Origin of the sequence: Sphingomonas flavida (assembly GCF_036663655.1) — a bacterium.
In the GTDB taxonomy this organism is placed as follows: domain Bacteria; phylum Pseudomonadota; class Alphaproteobacteria; order Sphingomonadales; family Sphingomonadaceae; genus Sphingomonas.
Map to the genome: position 1 here is coordinate 18077 of NZ_JAXOJH010000020.1, position 16642 is coordinate 34718.

At 65.6% G+C, this 16642-nt stretch carries 19 protein-coding genes; 8 read left to right on the plus strand and 11 right to left on the minus strand.

Features of this window, described 5'->3' with window-relative positions; all coding sequences use genetic code 11:
- Nucleotides 1–3: 3 nt before the first annotated feature.
- The 6 genes from leuD to U1703_RS16650 all read right to left on the minus strand — a co-directional run bounded on the left by leuD (nucleotide 4) and on the right by U1703_RS16650 (nucleotide 5450).
- Nucleotides 4–615, minus strand: a complete 612-nt coding sequence (leuD, locus tag U1703_RS16625; RefSeq protein ID WP_332786589.1) for a 3-isopropylmalate dehydratase small subunit — start codon at nucleotides 613–615, stop codon at nucleotides 4–6.
- Nucleotides 616–808: 193 nt separating this feature from the next.
- Complete coding sequence (gene leuC, locus U1703_RS16630) at nucleotides 809–2263, minus strand: 3-isopropylmalate dehydratase large subunit (RefSeq protein ID WP_332786590.1); 1455 nt, start codon at nucleotides 2261–2263, stop codon at nucleotides 809–811.
- Between the two features lie 116 nt (nucleotides 2264–2379).
- Nucleotides 2380–3069, minus strand: coding sequence for a glutathione S-transferase family protein (locus U1703_RS16635; protein ID WP_332786591.1), 690 nt, complete (start codon nucleotides 3067–3069; stop codon nucleotides 2380–2382).
- Complete coding sequence (locus tag U1703_RS16640) at nucleotides 3069–3704, minus strand: CoA transferase subunit B (RefSeq protein WP_332786592.1); 636 nt, start codon at nucleotides 3702–3704, stop codon at nucleotides 3069–3071. Before U1703_RS16640 ends, U1703_RS16635 begins: the two co-directional genes overlap by 1 nt.
- Nucleotides 3705–3706: 2 nt before the next feature.
- Complete coding sequence (locus tag U1703_RS16645; RefSeq protein ID WP_332786593.1) at nucleotides 3707–4573, minus strand: HAD family acid phosphatase; 867 nt, start codon at nucleotides 4571–4573, stop codon at nucleotides 3707–3709.
- Between the two features lie 175 nt (nucleotides 4574–4748).
- The gene (locus tag U1703_RS16650; protein WP_332786594.1) at nucleotides 4749–5450 is read right to left on the minus strand and encodes a CoA transferase subunit A; all 702 of its coding nucleotides are present in this window, start codon (nucleotides 5448–5450) and stop codon (nucleotides 4749–4751) included.
- Nucleotides 5451–5549: 99 nt separating this feature from the next.
- Here U1703_RS16650 and U1703_RS16655 point away from each other — a divergent pair, with 99 nt between their 5' ends.
- Nucleotides 5550–7199, plus strand: coding sequence for a thiamine pyrophosphate-binding protein (locus U1703_RS16655; protein ID WP_332786595.1), 1650 nt, complete (start codon nucleotides 5550–5552; stop codon nucleotides 7197–7199).
- Nucleotides 7200–7435: 236 nt separating this feature from the next.
- Here the strand turns inward: U1703_RS16655 and U1703_RS16660 are convergent, their stop codons facing one another.
- A complete protein-coding gene (locus tag U1703_RS16660) occupies nucleotides 7436–7618 on the minus strand; it encodes a CsbD family protein (protein WP_320453928.1) in 183 nt (60 codons plus the stop codon).
- A 92-nt stretch (nucleotides 7619–7710) separates the two neighbouring features.
- A complete protein-coding gene (thiS, locus tag U1703_RS16665) occupies nucleotides 7711–8718 on the minus strand; it encodes a sulfur carrier protein ThiS (protein ID WP_332786596.1) in 1008 nt (335 codons plus the stop codon).
- A gap of 112 nt (nucleotides 8719–8830) precedes the next feature.
- Here thiS and aroQ point away from each other — a divergent pair, with 112 nt between their 5' ends.
- The 7 genes from aroQ to U1703_RS16700 all read left to right on the plus strand — a co-directional run bounded on the left by aroQ (nucleotide 8831) and on the right by U1703_RS16700 (nucleotide 14642).
- Nucleotides 8831–9265 carry a type II 3-dehydroquinate dehydratase gene (gene aroQ / locus U1703_RS16670; RefSeq protein ID WP_332786597.1) on the plus strand — a complete coding sequence of 145 codons (435 nt, stop codon included), beginning with the start codon at nucleotides 8831–8833 and terminating at the stop codon, nucleotides 9263–9265.
- 14 nt (nucleotides 9266–9279) lie between these two features.
- Nucleotides 9280–9768, plus strand: a complete 489-nt coding sequence (gene accB / locus U1703_RS16675; protein WP_332786598.1) for an acetyl-CoA carboxylase biotin carboxyl carrier protein — start codon at nucleotides 9280–9282, stop codon at nucleotides 9766–9768.
- A 6-nt stretch (nucleotides 9769–9774) separates the two neighbouring features.
- Nucleotides 9775–11127 carry an acetyl-CoA carboxylase biotin carboxylase subunit gene (gene accC, locus U1703_RS16680; protein ID WP_332786599.1) on the plus strand — a complete coding sequence of 451 codons (1353 nt, stop codon included), beginning with the start codon at nucleotides 9775–9777 and terminating at the stop codon, nucleotides 11125–11127.
- 122 nt (nucleotides 11128–11249) lie between these two features.
- Nucleotides 11250–11585, plus strand: coding sequence for an arsenate reductase (glutaredoxin) (arsC, locus tag U1703_RS16685; RefSeq protein WP_332786619.1), 336 nt, complete (start codon nucleotides 11250–11252; stop codon nucleotides 11583–11585).
- Between the two features lie 160 nt (nucleotides 11586–11745).
- Complete coding sequence (locus U1703_RS16690; RefSeq protein ID WP_007405799.1) at nucleotides 11746–12084, plus strand: P-II family nitrogen regulator; 339 nt, start codon at nucleotides 11746–11748, stop codon at nucleotides 12082–12084.
- Nucleotides 12085–12194: 110 nt separating this feature from the next.
- The gene (gene glnA / locus U1703_RS16695) at nucleotides 12195–13607 is read left to right on the plus strand and encodes a type I glutamate--ammonia ligase (RefSeq protein WP_332786600.1); all 1413 of its coding nucleotides are present in this window, start codon (nucleotides 12195–12197) and stop codon (nucleotides 13605–13607) included.
- 585 nt (nucleotides 13608–14192) lie between these two features.
- Entirely contained in the window at nucleotides 14193–14642 is a 450-nt protein-coding gene (locus U1703_RS16700; RefSeq protein WP_332786601.1) for a hypothetical protein, read from the plus strand.
- A 5-nt stretch (nucleotides 14643–14647) separates the two neighbouring features.
- On the opposite strand, the gene U1703_RS16705 is transcribed toward U1703_RS16700, so the two are convergent.
- From U1703_RS16705 to U1703_RS16715, 3 genes are all read right to left on the minus strand, one after another.
- Nucleotides 14648–14884, minus strand: coding sequence for a putative quinol monooxygenase (locus U1703_RS16705; protein ID WP_332786602.1), 237 nt, complete (start codon nucleotides 14882–14884; stop codon nucleotides 14648–14650).
- Nucleotides 14885–14953: 69 nt separating this feature from the next.
- Complete coding sequence (locus tag U1703_RS16710; RefSeq protein ID WP_332786603.1) at nucleotides 14954–15571, minus strand: peptidylprolyl isomerase; 618 nt, start codon at nucleotides 15569–15571, stop codon at nucleotides 14954–14956.
- A gap of 67 nt (nucleotides 15572–15638) precedes the next feature.
- Complete coding sequence (locus tag U1703_RS16715) at nucleotides 15639–16613, minus strand: quinone oxidoreductase family protein (protein ID WP_332786604.1); 975 nt, start codon at nucleotides 16611–16613, stop codon at nucleotides 15639–15641.
- Nucleotides 16614–16642 lie beyond the last annotated feature (29 nt).

The following is a 16642-nucleotide window of genomic DNA, read 5'->3' on the forward strand; positions in this document are numbered from 1 at the left end:
GGTTCACGCCGACGCGGTCGCCAGCCGGGTACGCCCCTCGATCCATGGACGCCCCTGCGCCATTTCGCCCTCGAACCGACCAATAGCCTCGGATCGCGCCAGCGTCAGGCCGACCTCGTCCAATCCGTTCATCAGGCACTCGCGACGGAACGGATCAAGCTCGAACGTGAAGCGATCCTGATACGGCGTCGTCACCGTCATGCTTTCCAGGTCGACGGTGACAGGCTGGTCCTTCGCCACTTCCAACAGACGGTCGACGGCCTCCTGCGGCAGGACGACCGGCACGATGCCGTTCTTGAAGGCATTGCCCGAGAAGATGTCGGAGAAGCTCGGTGCGATCACCGCCTGAATGCCCATGTCCGCCAGCGCCCAGGCCGCATGCTCACGGCTGGAGCCGCAACCGAAATTGTCGCCCGCGATCAGGATCGGCGCGCCCGCATAGCGCGGATCGTCGAAGATATTGCCCGGCTGCGCCCGCACCGTCTCGAACGCGCCACGCCCCAGCCCGGCGCGGGTGATCGTCTTCAGCCAATGGGCCGGGATGATGACATCCGTGTCGATATTCTTGGCGCCCCACGGATAGGAGGTGCCGGAAACGGTGGTGACCGGATTCATTCCATCATCCCTGTATTCTGTTAACCCTGTGGGATCAGCCCGCGCGCTGCGGCGGCTGTTCGGCGACGGCGGGGTGCGAGGCGACACCGGCGGCATAGGCGGCGGCCCCGCACAGCACTGCGCCGGTGACGAGCATGACCAATACGTGCTTCATGATGCGTGTCCCCTATTGTCCCTGTCAGGGTCGTCTCTGTCAGATGCCTTCACGATCGAAATCGTGGGTCTTCAACTCTCTAACATCAAAAAGGCGCCCGGTCACCGCTGCCGCCGCCGCCATGGCGGGAGAAAGCAGATGGGTCCGCGCCCCCGGCCCCTGACGACCGACGAAATTGCGGTTCGAGGTCGAGGCGCAGCGCTCGCCCGGCGGCACCTTGTCGGGGTTCATCGCCAGGCACATCGAGCAACCCGGCTCGCGCCATTCGAAGCCCGCCTGCACGAAGACGCGGTCCAGCCCCTCGGCCTCGGCCTGGCGCTTGACCAGGCCGGAGCCGGGCACGACCAGCGCGCGGACGCCGTCGGCAACCTTGCGGTCGCGCGCCACGGCGGCGGCGGCACGCAGGTCCTCGATGCGGCTGTTGGTGCAACTGCCGATGAAGACGTGCTGGACACCGATGTCCTGCATCGCGGTGCCGGGGGTCAGGCCCATATAATCCAGCGACTTGCGCGCCGCTTCACGCTTGGACGGATCGGCGAAGCTGTCGGGATCGGGGACGACGCCGGTGATCGGCACCACATCCTCGGGGCTGGTGCCCCAGGTCAGGTTCGGCGCGATGTCGGCGGCGTCGAGCGTCACGACCTTGTCGTACATGGCACCGGCATCGGTCGGCAGCGTCCGCCACCAGGCGACCGCCTTGTCCCAATCCTCTCCCTGCGGCGCCATCGGACGCCCCTTCAGATAGGCGAAGGTCGTCTCGTCCGGCGCGATCAGGCCGGCGCGGGCGCCACCCTCGATCGACATGTTGGCGATCGTCAGGCGACCCTCGACCGACAGGTTGCGGATGACGCTGCCCGTAAACTCGATGACATGGCCGGTGCCGCCCGCCGCACCGATCTTCCCGATGATGGCCAGCACCACGTCCTTGGCCGACACGCCGTGCCCCAGCGTGCCGTCGACACGCACTTCCATCGTCTTGGACGGCGAGAGCAACAGCGTCTGGGTCGCCAGCACATGCTCGACCTCCGACGTGCCGATGCCGAACGCCAGTGCGCCCAGTGCGCCATGGGCCGAGGTATGGCTGTCACCGCACACCAGGGTCGTGCCCGGCAGGGTGAAGCCCTGTTCGGGCCCCACGACATGGACGATGCCCTGCGCCGCCGCCGTCGCGTCGATATAGTCGACGCCGAATTCGGCGGTGTTGCGGCGAAGGGCGTCGAGCTGTTGCGCGCTTTCCGGGTCGGCGATGGGCAGCAGCCTGCCGTTCGCATCCTTGCGCGGCGTCGTCGGCAGGTTGTGATCGGGCACCGCCAGCGTCAGCTCGGGACGACGCACCTTGCGTCCGGCGGCACGTAGCCCCTCGAACGCCTGCGGGCTCGTCACCTCATGGACGAGGTGCCGGTCGATATAGATAAGGCAGGTGCCATCGGGCCGCCGTTCGACAACGTGCGCGGCCCAGATCTTCTCGTACAGAGTCTGGGGTCGTTGGGCCATGATGGGGGCGCTGTTATCCGAAAATATGCGCGACGCAAAGGCCACGCGTAATCTTATTTCGCGAAAGTGTCGGGTTTGTCATTCTGCCAGGGGTTTCCCATGGCCTTCGACTTCACTCACCCCTTGGCACGCAAATCCTCGGTCACGTCGCCGCACTCGGCCAGCTCGACCTCATGATCCGGGTCCCGCCACGTCTCGGCCAAGGCCTGCGCTTCCCAATCCCGCATGGCCGGATGCGCCAGCACCGTCTCGACCCATGCCGCGCCCGCGGCGCCGACGTCGATCCCGTAGGTCCGCCCCCGAAAGGCGACCGGCGCGTAGAAAGCATCGACCGCCGAGAAGCTTTCCCCTGCTAGCCAGGGCCCACCAAAGCGCGACAACCCCTCAGCCCAAAGCTCCGCCAGCCGTGCGACATCGCGTTCCAGCCGGGCGGATGGCGGCTTCGGCTCCACCCGCACCCCGACATTCATCGTCCGCTCGCCCCGCAGCGCGCCGAACCCGCCGTGCATCTCGGTCACGGCACACATGGCCCAGGCGCGCGCACCCTCGTCCTGCGGCCATATGCCCGGATGCCGCTCGGCGAGGTAGAGTGTGATACCCAGCGAGTCCCATACCACCCGCTCGCCGTCGAGCAGCACCGGCACCTGACCTGTAGGCGAGAAGGCGCGGAACGCCTCGTAATTCTCCGCCGCCTCGAACGGCTCGATCCGGTCGGTGAAGCCGATCCCCAGCGCCTTCATCAGCAACCAGGGACGCAACGACCAGCTGGAATAGTTCCGGTTCGCGGTGACGAGGGTGTAGGCCATCAGAGTTCGAACTTGGCGGTCGTCTTGGCGGCGACCTCATCGGCGGTGACGCCCGGCGCGCATTCGATCAGGCGGAACGGGCTGTCGTGATCTGCCCGCTGGAACACCGCCAGGTCGGTGACGATCATGTCGACGACATTGCGCCCGGTCAGCGGCAGGGTACATTCGGGGATGAACTTTGGGCTACCGTCCTTGGCGTTATGCTCCATCACCACGATGATCTTCTTGACGCCCGCGACCAGATCCATCGCGCCGCCCATGCCCTTGATCATCTTGCCGGGGATCATCCAGTTGGCGATGTCGCCGCCCTCCGACACCTCCATCGCGCCCAGCACGGTCAGGTCGATATGCCCGCCCCGGATCATCGCAAAGCTGTCGGCGGATGAAAAATAGACCGAGTGCGGCAGCTCGCTGATCGTCTGCTTGCCCGCATTGATCAGATCGGGATCGACTTCGTCGTCATAAGGGAACGGCCCGATGCCCAGCATGCCGTTTTCGGATTGCAGCGTAACCTCAACCCCTTGCGGGATATGGTTGGCAACCAGCGTCGGGATGCCGATGCCGAGATTGACGTAGAAACCGTCCTTCAGTTCCTTGGCCGCACGGGCGGCCATTTCGTCGCGGGTCCAGGCCATCCTTATTCTCCTGTCGGCTGCCACCGCCGGTCGGCGGGGAAGATGTCGTCAGCGGTGCCCTTCAGCGCCTTGCCGTAGACGGGGTTGGGAAAAACGAACCAGCCACGCCCCCACAAGGCGGCGACGCGCGGCGCATCTGCCTTGGCACGCCGCTGTGCAACGCTGGCAGGATCGTTGAACAAGTCACTGAAATCACCCAGTTGATCGCCGCCCATCGCGATCACGCAATAGCGCTGCGCGATGCGCCAGCGGCGGACGTCCTTGCCGTCGCCCGTCGTCGTGTCGCTGCGGACGAACAGGGTGTCGCCATGAACGGCCGGACCGAGCCCCGCCGCCTCGATCGCGCGCGCGGCCCCGGCGGCATCGTCGCGATTGGTGTTGAAGACCACCGTCACGCCCATCGCCCGCAGATCGGCGATCGCCGCCGCCGCGCCGGGGGTCGGCAGGACGGCGCGGCCGTCGCTCTTTTCCCAGGCGCTCCAACGGCCGGGAAAGGCCCGATCGGCGCGGCCGGTCAGGTCGTCCTGCTCGAAACCGAGGTTCAGGAGGACCGTCTCATCGACGTCGAACACGGCCGCCGGACGCTTGCCCGCGCACGATACGAAGCGGGCATCGTCGAGGCTTGCACCCTGCGCCAGCACGACGCTGCCCGCCTGCGGGCGGCGGACACGGTCGGCGGCGTAGGTGACGAGCGCGTTCCAGGCCTGGCGCGAGATCGCATCGGCCTCGGCCGAGCCGTAGAGATATTGCATGCCCGCGAGCTTGGGGCTCGCGCTGGCGGGAGGTGGGGGTGCGGGGGTGTTGTTGCCGACCGCGACGACGCAGCCGGATAGGGTCAGGGCGGCGGCCAGGGCGATGCCTAGCCTCATGCCGGGGTGCCCTCCCCCAGCCCCTCCCGCCTGCGGGAGGGGAGAGGTTGTTTGGCTACCCGTCGGTTTCCATCGCACGTTTCTCAAAGCCATGCCCTCCGTCACATGCGCTCCCCCCCTCCCGCAAGCGGGAGGGGGTCGGGGGGAGGGCCCGCCCTACCCCCTGCCCTAACCGTCAAACCCGCTCGCGCACCGTACGAAACTCGATCTTCTTTTCGTACGGCGCGCCGACGATCATCCGCTTCACGTAGATCCCCGGCAGATGGATCTGGTCGGGATCGAGCGAGCCCACCGGCACCACCTCTTCCACCTCGGCCACACAGGTTCTTCCCGCCGTCGCCATCGGCTGGTTGAAGTTGCGGGCGGTCTTGCGGAAGATCAGGTTCCCGGCCTCGTCGGCCTTCCATCCCTTGATGATCGACAGGTCGGCGCGGATGCCGCACTCCAGGATGTAATCCTCGCCGTCGAAGCTCTTCACTTCCTTGCCCTCGGCCACCTTCGTGCCGACGCCGGTCTTCGTATAAAAACCAGGGATGCCCGCGCCCCCTGCCCGGCAACGCTCGGCAAGCGTGCCCTGCGGGCAGAATTCGACCTCGAGCTCACCCGACAGATATTGCCGCTCGAACTCCTTGTTCTCACCGACATAGGACGAGATCATCTTCTTCACCTGATGCGAGCGGAGCAGCTTGCCCAGGCCGACGCCGTCGATCCCGGCATTGTTGCTGGCGATGGTCAGGTCCTTCACCCCCGCCGCCTCGATCGCGTCGATCAGGCGTTCGGGGATGCCGCACAGGCCGAAGCCCCCGGCACAGATGGTCATGCCGTCATGGAGCAGGCCGTCGAGCGCGGCGGCCGCGTCGGAATAGAGCTTCTGCATGGGCGTCCTCCCTATGATCGCCGAAGCGTTAGGCGGAGCGGTGGAGGCGGGTCAACCCGGCGTTTGCGCTTTGCCGGCAAGCAAGGCAGGCTGCGTTCCATGAGTTTGAAAACCGGCGGACGCCTGCTTGTCGATGCGCTTCTCGAACAGGGGTGCGACCGTATCTTCACCGTGCCGGGCGAGAGTTTCCTGGCGGTGCTCGACGCGCTGCACGACACGCCCGCGATCGACTTGGTGACGTGTCGGCAGGAGGGCGGCGTGACGTTCATGGCCTGCGCCGACGGGACGCTGACCGGGCGGCCGGGCGTGGCCTTCGTCACGCGCGGACCGGGGGCGACCAACGCGGCGATCGGCGTGCATGTGGCCAGGCAGGATTCGCAACCGATGATCCTGTTCATCGGCGATGTCGACCGGGGCACTCGCGACCGCGAGGCGTTCCAGGAGGTCGACTTCCTGACGATGTTCGCCCCGCTGGCCAAATGGGCAGCGCGAATCGACGATGCCGCGCGTATCCCGGAATATGTCGCCCGCGCCTATGCCACCGCGATGAGCGGGCGGCCGGGGCCGGTCGTGCTCGCGCTGCCCGAGGACATGCTGTGCGACCTGGTCGAAGGCACCCCCCGCCCCCGCATCACACGCCCGTCACAGGATGTGCGAATCGAAGACGCCATCGCCGTCCAGGCCATGATCGCAGAGGCCCAGCGCCCCGTCGCCATCATCGGCGGCGCGCACTGGAGCCCCGAGGCCGTGACACTGGCCGAACAATGGGGCGAGGCGAAGGGCATTCCGCTGGTCGCGGCGTTCCGGCGACAGGATGCGGTGTCGGCGACCTGCCCGGTCTATGCGGGCAATCTCGGCTATGGCCCCAACCCGGCGCTGGTTGCCCGTGTCAAGGACGCCGATCTGCTGATCATACTGGGCGCGCGATTGGGCGAGGCGACGACCGACGGCTATACGCTGATCACCCCCGATCATCCGGGGCAGACGCTGATCCACATCCATCCCGACCCGGAGGAGTTGCACAGCGTCTATCGCACCGACCTGGCGCTATGCTGCGACATGGACCGTGCGCTGGGTATGCTGGAGTTGCTGGCGAACGAAGCCGCCGCCCAGCACCCCTCGGGCCGCGAAGCCCATGCCGCCTATCTCGCCTGGTCCGACCCTGCCCCGCGCGACGGCGTGACGCTGGACCTCGGCCAGTGCGTCGCGGCCATGCGTTCGGCACTCCCGGCCGACTCAATCCTGTGCAATGGCGCCGGCAATTATTCGGGCTGGTGGCACCGTTACTGGCGCTACGAGCCGGGTTGCCAGCTTGCCCCGACCTGCGGCGCGATGGGATATGGCGTCCCCGCCGCCACCGCCGCCGCGCTACGCCATTCCGACCGCATGGTCGTCGCGCTGGCGGGCGACGGCTGTTTCCTGATGAACGGGCAGGAATTGGCGACCGCCGTGCAGCACGGCGCGTCGATGCTGGTCATCGTCGTCGACAATGGCGGTTACGGCACGATCCGTATGCATCAGGAGCGGGAATATCCCGGCCGCATCGCCGCGACGGGCCTCGCTAACCCGGACTTTGCCGCACTGGCGCGGGCCTATGGCTGCTGGAGCGAAACCGTGACGCGGACCGAGGACTTCGCCCCTGCCCTTTCCCGCGCCATGGCGGAGACGGGTGTACGATTGCTGCATCTGAAGACCGATATCGAGGTCATCACCCCCGCCACGACATTGTCGCGAATCGCTGGCCGCTGAGTTCTCGCTGCAAGTGGAGACGATCGATGGGCATCCTTACCCGCGCGCCGTCGTCCCACATTCCGTTGCCGGACAACGACAAAAGCCTTCAAACAAAACCGAATAGTCTGAAAATAACGCTATCATGAAAACGATTGCGATGACTGATCTTGCCTAGACAAAACAAAACCGCCCCGGTGTAAACCGAGGCGGCAAGTTCGTTGCTGATTGCTTTAGTCAGAAAACGACTAGCAGGTTCAGATGTTGTCGCCAAGAGCACCTTTGACCGAGCCCTTGACCTGCTCGCCCTTGCCCTTGGCCTGCTGGGCTTCGCCCTCGGCTACGAGCTTGTCATTGTTGTTGTGTTCGCCAATGGCTTCCTTGGCCTTGCCAACCAGCTCGTTGACGTTGCCCTTGATCTTGTCGGTGAGTTCACCCATGAAGGCCTCCATTTGCTAAGGGATCGTCAAATCCCCGTTGAACACTCGGAAGCAAAACGGTTTGTTACGCGGCTGGTTCCCTGAAATTAATGTCAGATAAGGCCCGCAAGCGGACTGGACGGGTCGGCATAGCGGCGCATTCCCATACGACCGGCCCGGTACGCCATGCGCCCCGCCTCGACGCCCGCCTTCATCGCGCGGGCCATCAGCACCGGGTCCTTGGCCTCGGCGATCGCGGTGTTCATCAGCACCCCGTCGCAGCCCAGTTCCATCGCCACCGCCGCTTCGGACGCGGTGCCGACGCCCGCATCGACCAGCACCGGCACCTTGGCGCCCTCGACGATCAGGCGGATCGTCACCTTGTTCTGGATACCCAGCCCCGAGCCGATCGGCGCGCCCAGCGGCATGATCGCGACCGCCCCGACATCCTCCAGCCGCCTGGCAGCGATGGGGTCGTCCACGCAATAGACCATCGGCTTGAAGCCTTCCTTGGCCAGGATCTCGGTCGCACGCAGCGTCTCGACCATGTCAGGGTATAGCGTCTTCGCCTCCCCCAGCACCTCCAGCTTAACCAGGTCCCAGCCGCCCGCCTCGCGCGCCAGGCGCAGCGTGCGGATCGCGTCCTCGGCGGTGAAGCAACCCGCCGTGTTGGGCAGATAGGTGATCTTCTTCGGGTCGATATAGTCGGTCAGCATCGGTGCGTTGCGATCCGAGACGTTGACCCGGCGCACCGCGACCGTGACGATCTCCGCGCCGGCCGCCTCGACCGCCGCCGCGTTCTGGGCAAAGTCCTTATACTTGCCGGTGCCGACGATCAGGCGCGAGCGGAAACGCTGGCCCGCCACTTCCCACGAATCGTCATCGACCGCCGCCACATGGTCGCCGCCACCGACGAAGTGGACGATCTCGATCTCGTCGCCATCCTCGACCTCGACCTGCGCGAGCGTCGAGCGCGGCACGACCTCCAGATTGCGCTCCACCGCCACCTTTTCGGGCACCAGCCCCAGCTGGTTCGCCAGGTCGGCGAGCGACAGTCCGGCGGTGACCCGCTTATGCTCGCCATTCACGGTGATCGTCACGGTTCCATCGGTGTGCGGCATATGTGTCACTTACCATGCAGTCGTTGCCCGCTCGACGGAGAGGTGGGCAAGCGGTTAAGGAGGGCCCTCGATCTAGGCCCGGCCATCCCGAGCCGCAACCATGGGAGTGCCGATGCCCGCGACCGTTTACGTCCTCAACGGGCCGAACCTGAACCTGCTGGGTATGCGCGAGCCGCATATCTATGGTCACGACACGCTGGACGACATTGCGGGCATGCTGGAGGACCGGGCGCGCGAGCTCGATCTGACGATCGACATGCGCCAGTCCAACCATGAAGGCCATCTGATCGACTGGCTGCACGAGGCCCAGGCCTATGAGGCGAAGGCCGTGCTGCTCAACGCCGGCGGCTTCACCCATACGTCGATCGCGATCCACGACGCGATCAAGTCGGTGACGACGCCGGTGATCGAAGTCCACCTATCCAACCCTCATGCACGGGAGGCATTCCGGCATGAGAGCTTCATCGGGCGTGCCGCAAAAGGCACAATCGCGGGTTTTGGCGCGCATTCCTATCTGCTCGCGCTTGAAGCCGCGGCCCGGTTCTGACAGGAGCCCGTTCCATGACCGAAAAGACTGAACAAGCGATGAAGGTCGATGTCGACCTCGTCCGTCAGCTCGCCGAGCTGCTCGACGCCACCGCCCTGACCGAGATCGAGGTCGAGCATGGCGACCGCAAGATCCGCGTCGCGCGCAAGGCGGCGGCCGTGGCCCAGATGGGTTACGCGCCTGCGCCCGTAGCGGCCCCCGCTCCGGCGGCACCCGCAGCCGCGGCGCCCGCCACGGCGGAAGTCGGCGCCTCGGCCCCGGCCATCTCGGCCAATGCCGTGAAGTCGCCGATGGTCGGCACCGTCTATCTGTCGGCCGAACCGGGTGCCAAGCCGTTCGCGGCGATCGGCCAGAAGGTGGCCGCCGGTGATACGCTGCTGATCGTCGAGGCCATGAAGGTGATGAACCCGATCACCGCGACCGCGGCCGGCACCGTCACCGCCGTCCTGGTCGAGAACGGCCAGCCGGTCGAGTTCGACCAGCCTCTCGTCGTCGTAGAGTAAGCCGCCTTGGCGCAGATCAAGAAACTCCTGATCGCCAATCGCGGTGAGATTGCGCTTCGCATCCACCGCGCCTGCCACGAAATGGGGATCGAGACCGTCGCCGTGCACTCCACGGCCGACGCCGATGCCATGCACGTGCGCCTCGCCGACCAGGCGGTGTGCATCGGCCCGCCCGCAGCGACCGACAGCTATCTTAACATCCCGAACATCATCTCGGCCGCCGAGATTTCGGGCGCGGACGCGATCCACCCTGGCTACGGCTTCCTCTCGGAGAATGCCAAGTTCGCCGAGATCGTCGAGGCGCACGGCCTGATCTTCGTCGGCCCGAAGCCCGAGCATATCCGGATCATGGGCGACAAGGTCGAGGCCAAGCGCACCGCCGGCGCGCTCGGCCTGCCGCTCGTCCCCGGTTCGGACGGCGCGATTTCGGATCTGGAGACGGCCAAGTCGCTCGCGGCCGAAATCGGCTATCCGGTAATCATCAAGGCGGCGAGCGGCGGCGGCGGTCGCGGCATGAAGGTCGTGCCGTCCGAGGACCAGCTCGAAACGCTGATGCAGCAGGCCGGGTCGGAGGCGAAGGCCGCCTTTGGTGACTCGACCGTCTACATGGAAAAATATCTGGGCAACCCCCGGCATATCGAATTCCAGGTGTTCGGCGACGGCAACGGCCAGGCGATCCATCTGGGCGAGCGCGACTGCTCGCTCCAGCGCCGCCACCAGAAGGTGCTGGAGGAAGCCCCCTCGCCGATCATCACGGCCGAGGAGCGCGCGCGCATGGGCGGCGTGGTCGCCAAGGCGATGGCCGATATGGGCTATCGCGGCGCGGGCACGATCGAATTCCTGTGGGAAGACGGCGAGTTCTATTTCATCGAAATGAACACCCGCCTTCAGGTCGAGCATCCGGTGACCGAGATGATCACCGGCCTGGACCTGGTCCGCGAACAGATCCGCATTGCCGAGGGGCATCCGCTGACCCTGCGCCAGCAGGACGTGCAGTTCCGCGGCCATGCGATCGAGTGCCGCATCAACGCGGAAGATCCGCGCACCTTCGCCCCCTCGCCAGGCGTGGTAAAGATGTATCACGCACCGGGCGGCATGCATGTCCGCGTCGATAGCGGCCTGTACCAGGGCTATAAGGTCCCGCCCTATTACGACAGCATGATCGCCAAGCTGATCGTGTACGGCACGACCCGTGAAGGTGCGCTGCGTCGCCTGCGCCGCGCGCTCAACGAATTCGTGATCGAGGGGATGAAGACCACCATCCCGCTCCACCAGTCACTGTTGGACGATCCCGAATTCCAGAAGGGCGACTATACGATCAAGTGGCTGGAGGAATGGCTGGCCAAGCAGAACGGCTAAGCCTCTTTCGACACGCCGAACAGCGAAACGGCCCTCTTCCGGTTGGAAGGGGGCCTTTTTCCTGCCTGTTTATCAGCATTGCCCCTCCACATTCCCCGCCGCCCATGGCACAAGCATCGGCGATGAAGGCGACGATCCTCCACAACCCGCGCTGCTCCAAGTCGCGCGAGGCGCTGGCCCTGCTGAATGAGGCAGGTGCCGATGTGACGGTGATCGAGTATCTCAAGACGCCCCCCACCGCCGAGGAACTGGCCCGGCTCTATGCCAAGGGTGGGCTGAGCCCTCGCGACGGACTGCGCAAGGCGGAGGCCGCAGCCAAGACGCTCGCAACCGCCGACGACGCGGCGGTGCTTGCCGCGATGGCCGCCGACCCCATTCTCATAGAGCGGCCGCTGGTCGAAACGCCCAAGGGGGTGGTCATCGGTCGCCCCCCCGAAGCCGTGCGGAGCATCCTGTGACCACTGCCTGTTATTTGAGCAGCGGACAGCAAACTGCCCGCTTTTCGAGCGCATTTCCTACCGAATTCCTACCCTCTGCCGAGGGCAGGGCAGTTGGCACGATCCCTGCACCGCGGGTGATCGGGCGAGGGTTCGTACATCATCGGGGACAATCAGACTCGTGAAAAAGATTGAGGCGATCATCAAGCCCTTCAAGCTCGATGAGGTGAAGGAAGCGCTGCACGAGATCGGCGTGTCCGGCATCACCGTCACCGAGGCCAAGGGCTTCGGCCGCCAGAAGGGGCATACCGAGCTCTATCGCGGTGCCGAATATGTCGTCGACTTCCTGCCGAAGGTGAAGCTGGAAGTGGTGGTCGAGGACGGTCTGGCCGAACGCGTGGTGGAGGCGATCGCCGCCGCCGCGCAGACCGGCCGCATCGGCGACGGCAAGATTTTTGTGATCCCGGTCGAGACGGCGCTGCGCATCCGCACGGGCGAACGCGACGACGCGGCGATCTGACGCATCCCGACCCCTAAACGTCACCGGGCTGACACCCAGCCCGCCTAAAAACGTACAACCGGCCCCGGTCTTCTTCCGGGGCACGGATCCAAGCAGAGAGAGAACGGCACATGGCGAAAACGGCCAGCGACATTCTGAACCAGATCAAGGACGAAGAGATCGAGTGGGTCGATCTGCGCTTCACCGATCCGAAGGGCAAGTGGCAGCACCTGACCATGGTCGCCTCGATCCTGGGTGAGGACGAGCTGACCGACGGCCTGATGTTCGACGGTTCGTCGATCGAGGGCTGGAAGGCGATCAACGAGTCGGACATGGTCCTGAAGCCCGACCTCGACGCCGTCTACACCGATCCGTTCTCGGCCACCCCGATGCTGATCGTGTTCTGCGACATCGTCGAGCCGTCGACCGGCGAGCTGTATGCACGCGATCCGCGCTCGACCGCCAAGCGCGCCGAGGCGTTCGTGAAGACCACCGGCATCGGCGACACCGTCTATGTCGGCCCGGAAGCCGAATTCTTCATGTTCGACAATGTGCAGTTCGACACGAACTATGCCTCGTCCTACTTCAAGATCGACGATATCGAGCTGCCGACCAACACCGGCCGCGAATATGAGGGCGGCAACCTCGGTCACCGTCCGCGCGCCAAGGGCGGCTATTTCCCCGTCGCGCCGGTCGACTCGGCCGTCGACATCCGTGGCGAGATGGTTTCGACCATGCTCGAAATGGGCCTGCCCTGCGACAAGCATCACCATGAGGTCGCCGCTGCGCAGCACGAGCTGGGCATGACCTTCGGCACGCTGACCCAGACCGCCGACCGCATGCAGATCTACAAGTATGTCGTACATCAGGTCGCCCAGGCCTATGGCAAGACCGCGACCTTCATGCCCAAGCCGATCAAGGAAGATAACGGCTCGGGTATGCACACCCACTTCTCGATCTGGGAAGGCAAGACCCCGCTGTTCGCCGGCAACGGCTATGCGGGTCTGTCGGACACCTGCCTGTACTTCATCGGCGGCGTCATCAAGCATGCCAAGGCGCTGAACGCCTTCACCAACCCGACCACCAACAGCTACAAGCGTCTGGTGCCGGGCTATGAAGCGCCGGTGCTGCTCGCCTATTCGGCGCGCAACCGCTCGGCTTCGTGCCGCATCCCGTACGGCACCGGCCCGAAGTCGAAGCGCGTCGAAGTGCGCTTCCCCGACGCGCTGGCAAACCCGTATCTCGCCTATGCGGCGCTCCTGATGGCGGGTCTGGACGGTATCCAGAACAAGATCCATCCTGGCGAAGCGATGGACAAGAACCTGTACGACCTGCCGCCCGCCGAGCTGGCCCAGGTTCCCACCGTCGCCGGTTCGCTCCGCGAAGCGCTCGACTCGCTGGCCGCTGATCACGACTTTCTGCTGAAGGGCGACGTGTTCACCAAGGACCAGATCGAGAGCTATATCGAGCTGAAGATGCACGAAGTGATGCGCTGGGAAATGACCCCCAGCCCGGTCGAGTACGACATGTACTACAGCGGCTGATCCAGCCCCTGCACGATGTCACTACGGGGAAAGGGGCCGCAAGGCCCCTTTCTTTTTGGGGAGGACGGCGTCGCTCTCGGTTTCGGATTTTCGGCGGCGGCCGCCCTGGATCGTGGCCGTGACCCTGAACGCAAAGCAGATCGCAACACTGATCCTGGGGCCCGTCGATATCCAATTCATTCCTGCCCTGTGATGGGAGGCGGCAGGCCGAAGGCCTGACGAAGGGGTGTCCCGGACTGAGAAGTTGGTCAAACCTCTCGATCGCACACCGAACACCGGACATCGCTACCGATTCTTCGTCACGTCATCCTGTTATATCGGGAGCAAGCACGTGGCCGGCTGAGCAAGTCGGAGCAGGATATATCTCTTGGCATGTGTGACACGCTACGCGGCCCTGCCTTCGCGTCTCCATGCTCTGGCGACACATCTCCTCATCCTCTCCCGCCCCGAAGAGAAGGAAAGAGGAACTTGGTGAAAAATCGACCTGCTGGGCATCACCCAGATGGTCCGGACTCGAACCCACGCGATTGCCTGACGGCCTGCATTGACCTAGGTCCGTCCCGACTGGCGGGAGAGCAAGGGGGCATGATGATCGTCGTTCGCATATGTGTGGCCGGAGCAGCACTGCTGGCATCGACCGCGGCCGTGTCATCCACTCAGCCGGATGCCGCCAAGGGCGACTTCTGTGCCCGCCTCGCGATGAACAGCGGTATCGACAAGCCTGCCGCCCCGGACGGGCACACCGCATGGACGGCCAATGCGATGAGTTTCGGCCAGCGCTTCCTGATCGGTGGCTCGGCGGCGACCGGCGTCGGGGTGAAGCCGATCGAGCCCGCGAATGTGGCCGAATATAAACGCCTGGACGATATGTGCATGATGAAGGGCAAGGGCGCGATCTGCCGGCTGGTCGGCCCGGTGACCTTCAAGTTCAACTGGAAGGGTCGCGAAAATCTGGTTCCGATGGCGCACGGCGAGCGGGCTACGGTCGAGGTCGTCGGGACCAAGACCAGCTGCCGCACCGAAGCCGCGCTCTGACCGGTTCAGGTCGCGCGGGCTTCGCCGACTTCATAAATCGACAATCGGCGTTCGCCGATGCCGAGCGAGGGCCAGATGCCACGCCACTGTGCGATATGCGGCGAGGCGAAGTGGCGATCCAGCGCGGCCTGATCGACCCACCGCTCGGTGACATGGATCAGGCCGGGATCGAGTACGTCCTCGGCATAGCCATAGTCCAAACATCCCGGCTCGACGCGGCTGGCGTCGATGATACGCTGCATCACCGGCCGCGCGGCCGCCAGTTGGTCGGGCGGCGAGGCGAAAGGTGCCGATGACCAACAATATGGCGGTCACGGCGTGACGGTCACCCGCTTGGCGGAAAGGATCTTGACCGGCGCGGCCAGCATCTCGCCCTTGAACGGCCCCTTGGCGGGATCGGCGGGCTGGCCCAGTATCTGGTGGACCACGTCCATTCCCTCGACGACATGGCCGAAGGCGGCATAGCCCAGATTGTCACCGGGCTTGGTGGGATCGGCGTCGAGCGAAGGCTGGTCGCCGACCATGATCGTGAAGTCACCGCGCGCCGTGCCGGGAGCGAGGCGGGCGATCGAGATGGTGCCATTGGTATGCTTGATGCCGGTCTTGGTCGTCGGCTCATGCGCGATCGGCGGCAGGATGCGCTTGGGTTCGTTCCGGATACCGAACTGGACGAAGCCGAAATCGGGGGCAACGCGGACCGAGCGATAGAAGGTCACCCCGTCCAGCCGGTGCTGATCGACATAGCGAAGGAAATTGGCGGTCGTGATCGGCGCATGGGTACGATCCAGGTCGAGCACGATCGGCCCCAGGCTGGTCTGCATCGCCACGCGCGCCATGACGGGCTTGGGCGCCTCGGTCGTGGCGGGGGCTGGCGGCGTGACGGGGGCGGTCTGGGCAGCGAGCAGCGCGAGGGGAAGGAGCGCGATCATCTTGGTCTCCGGGTGCGGTGTTGGCGGACTGGTTAGCGGGGATTTAGGGCCGGGTGTATCCCTCCCCTCACGGGATCAGCACCGTGCTCCCCACCGTCTCGCCCGCTTCGATCGCCCGGTGCGCCTCGGCCACATCGGCCAGGGCAAAGCTCTGCCCGATCTCCGGCGTGATCGCGCCCTTCTCCAGCATCGCGAAGACCCGCGCGATCAGGCTGCGCTTCTCCTCTGGCGTCACCGCATAATCGAACAATGTCGGCCGGGTGACGAACAGTGAGCCCTTGGCCGCCAATATGCCCAGATTGACGCCGTCCACCGCGCCAGAGGCATTGCCGAAGCTGACGATCAGCCCGCGCCGCGCGGTGCTGTTCAGCGAGGCGTCCCAGGTCGCCTTGCCCACGCCGTCGAGCACCACCGGCACGCCCGCGCCGCCGGTAATCTCGCGCACGCGGGCGGCGACGTCCTCCTGCCGGTTGAGGATGACATGGTCGGCACCCGCCGCGCGGGCCCGCTCCGCCTTGGCCTCGCTGCCCACGGTCGCGATCACCGTCGCCCCGATCGCCTTCAGCCAGCCGACCGCCAGATGCCCGACCCCGCCCGCCGCCGCATGGACCAGCACGGTCCAGCCGGATTGCACCTTCGCGCAATCCTCGATCAGGAAGGCGGTCGTCGCCCCCTTCAACAGGATCGCCGCCGCCGTCTCGTCATCGACATGGTCGGGCAGCGGCACCAGCAGCTCGGCCGCGACGTTGCGTGCCGTGGCATAGGCACCGCGCGCGGGGCCGAATACGCCGACCCGGTCGCCGACCGCGAAGTCGGTCACGCCCTCTCCCACCGCCTCGACCACGCCCGCCGCTTCGGAGCCCAGCTTGCCGGGCAGGTCGATCGGATAGAGGCCGCTGCGGTGATAGGTGTCGATATAGTTCAGCCCGACTGCGTGGTGCCGCATCCGAACCTCGCCCGGCCCCGGCGGCGGCAGGTCCTCGTCACGCCACTGGATGACCTCGGGCCCGCCGGTCTTTTCGATGAACGCGGTCTTTTCCATGGGCGCATCTCCTGTTCGCGGGTTCGGGC

Coding starts and splice junctions, on each gene's coding strand:
- leuD (WP_332786589.1), bottom strand. CDS start 615: ATGAATCCGGTCACCACCGTTTCCGGCACCTCCTATCCGTGGGGCGCC.
- leuC (WP_332786590.1), bottom strand. CDS start 2,263: ATGGCCCAACGACCCCAGACTCTGTACGAGAAGATCTGGGCCGCGCAC.
- U1703_RS16635 (WP_332786591.1), bottom strand. CDS start 3,069: ATGGCCTACACCCTCGTCACCGCGAACCGGAACTATTCCAGCTGGTCG.
- U1703_RS16640 (WP_332786592.1), bottom strand. CDS start 3,704: ATGGCCTGGACCCGCGACGAAATGGCCGCCCGTGCGGCCAAGGAACTG.
- U1703_RS16645 (WP_332786593.1), bottom strand. CDS start 4,573: ATGAGGCTAGGCATCGCCCTGGCCGCCGCCCTGACCCTATCCGGCTGC.
- U1703_RS16650 (WP_332786594.1), bottom strand. CDS start 5,450: ATGCAGAAGCTCTATTCCGACGCGGCCGCCGCGCTCGACGGCCTGCTC.
- U1703_RS16655 (WP_332786595.1), top strand. CDS start 5,550: ATGAGTTTGAAAACCGGCGGACGCCTGCTTGTCGATGCGCTTCTCGAA.
- U1703_RS16660 (WP_320453928.1), bottom strand. CDS start 7,618: ATGGGTGAACTCACCGACAAGATCAAGGGCAACGTCAACGAGCTGGTT.
- thiS (WP_332786596.1), bottom strand. CDS start 8,718: ATGCCGCACACCGATGGAACCGTGACGATCACCGTGAATGGCGAGCAT.
- aroQ (WP_332786597.1), top strand. CDS start 8,831: ATGCCCGCGACCGTTTACGTCCTCAACGGGCCGAACCTGAACCTGCTG.
- accB (WP_332786598.1), top strand. CDS start 9,280: ATGACCGAAAAGACTGAACAAGCGATGAAGGTCGATGTCGACCTCGTC.
- arsC (WP_332786619.1), top strand. CDS start 11,250: ATGAAGGCGACGATCCTCCACAACCCGCGCTGCTCCAAGTCGCGCGAG.
- glnA (WP_332786600.1), top strand. CDS start 12,195: ATGGCGAAAACGGCCAGCGACATTCTGAACCAGATCAAGGACGAAGAG.
- U1703_RS16700 (WP_332786601.1), top strand. CDS start 14,193: ATGATGATCGTCGTTCGCATATGTGTGGCCGGAGCAGCACTGCTGGCA.
- U1703_RS16705 (WP_332786602.1), bottom strand. CDS start 14,884: ATGCAGCGTATCATCGACGCCAGCCGCGTCGAGCCGGGATGTTTGGAC.
- U1703_RS16710 (WP_332786603.1), bottom strand. CDS start 15,571: ATGATCGCGCTCCTTCCCCTCGCGCTGCTCGCTGCCCAGACCGCCCCC.
- U1703_RS16715 (WP_332786604.1), bottom strand. CDS start 16,613: ATGGAAAAGACCGCGTTCATCGAAAAGACCGGCGGGCCCGAGGTCATC.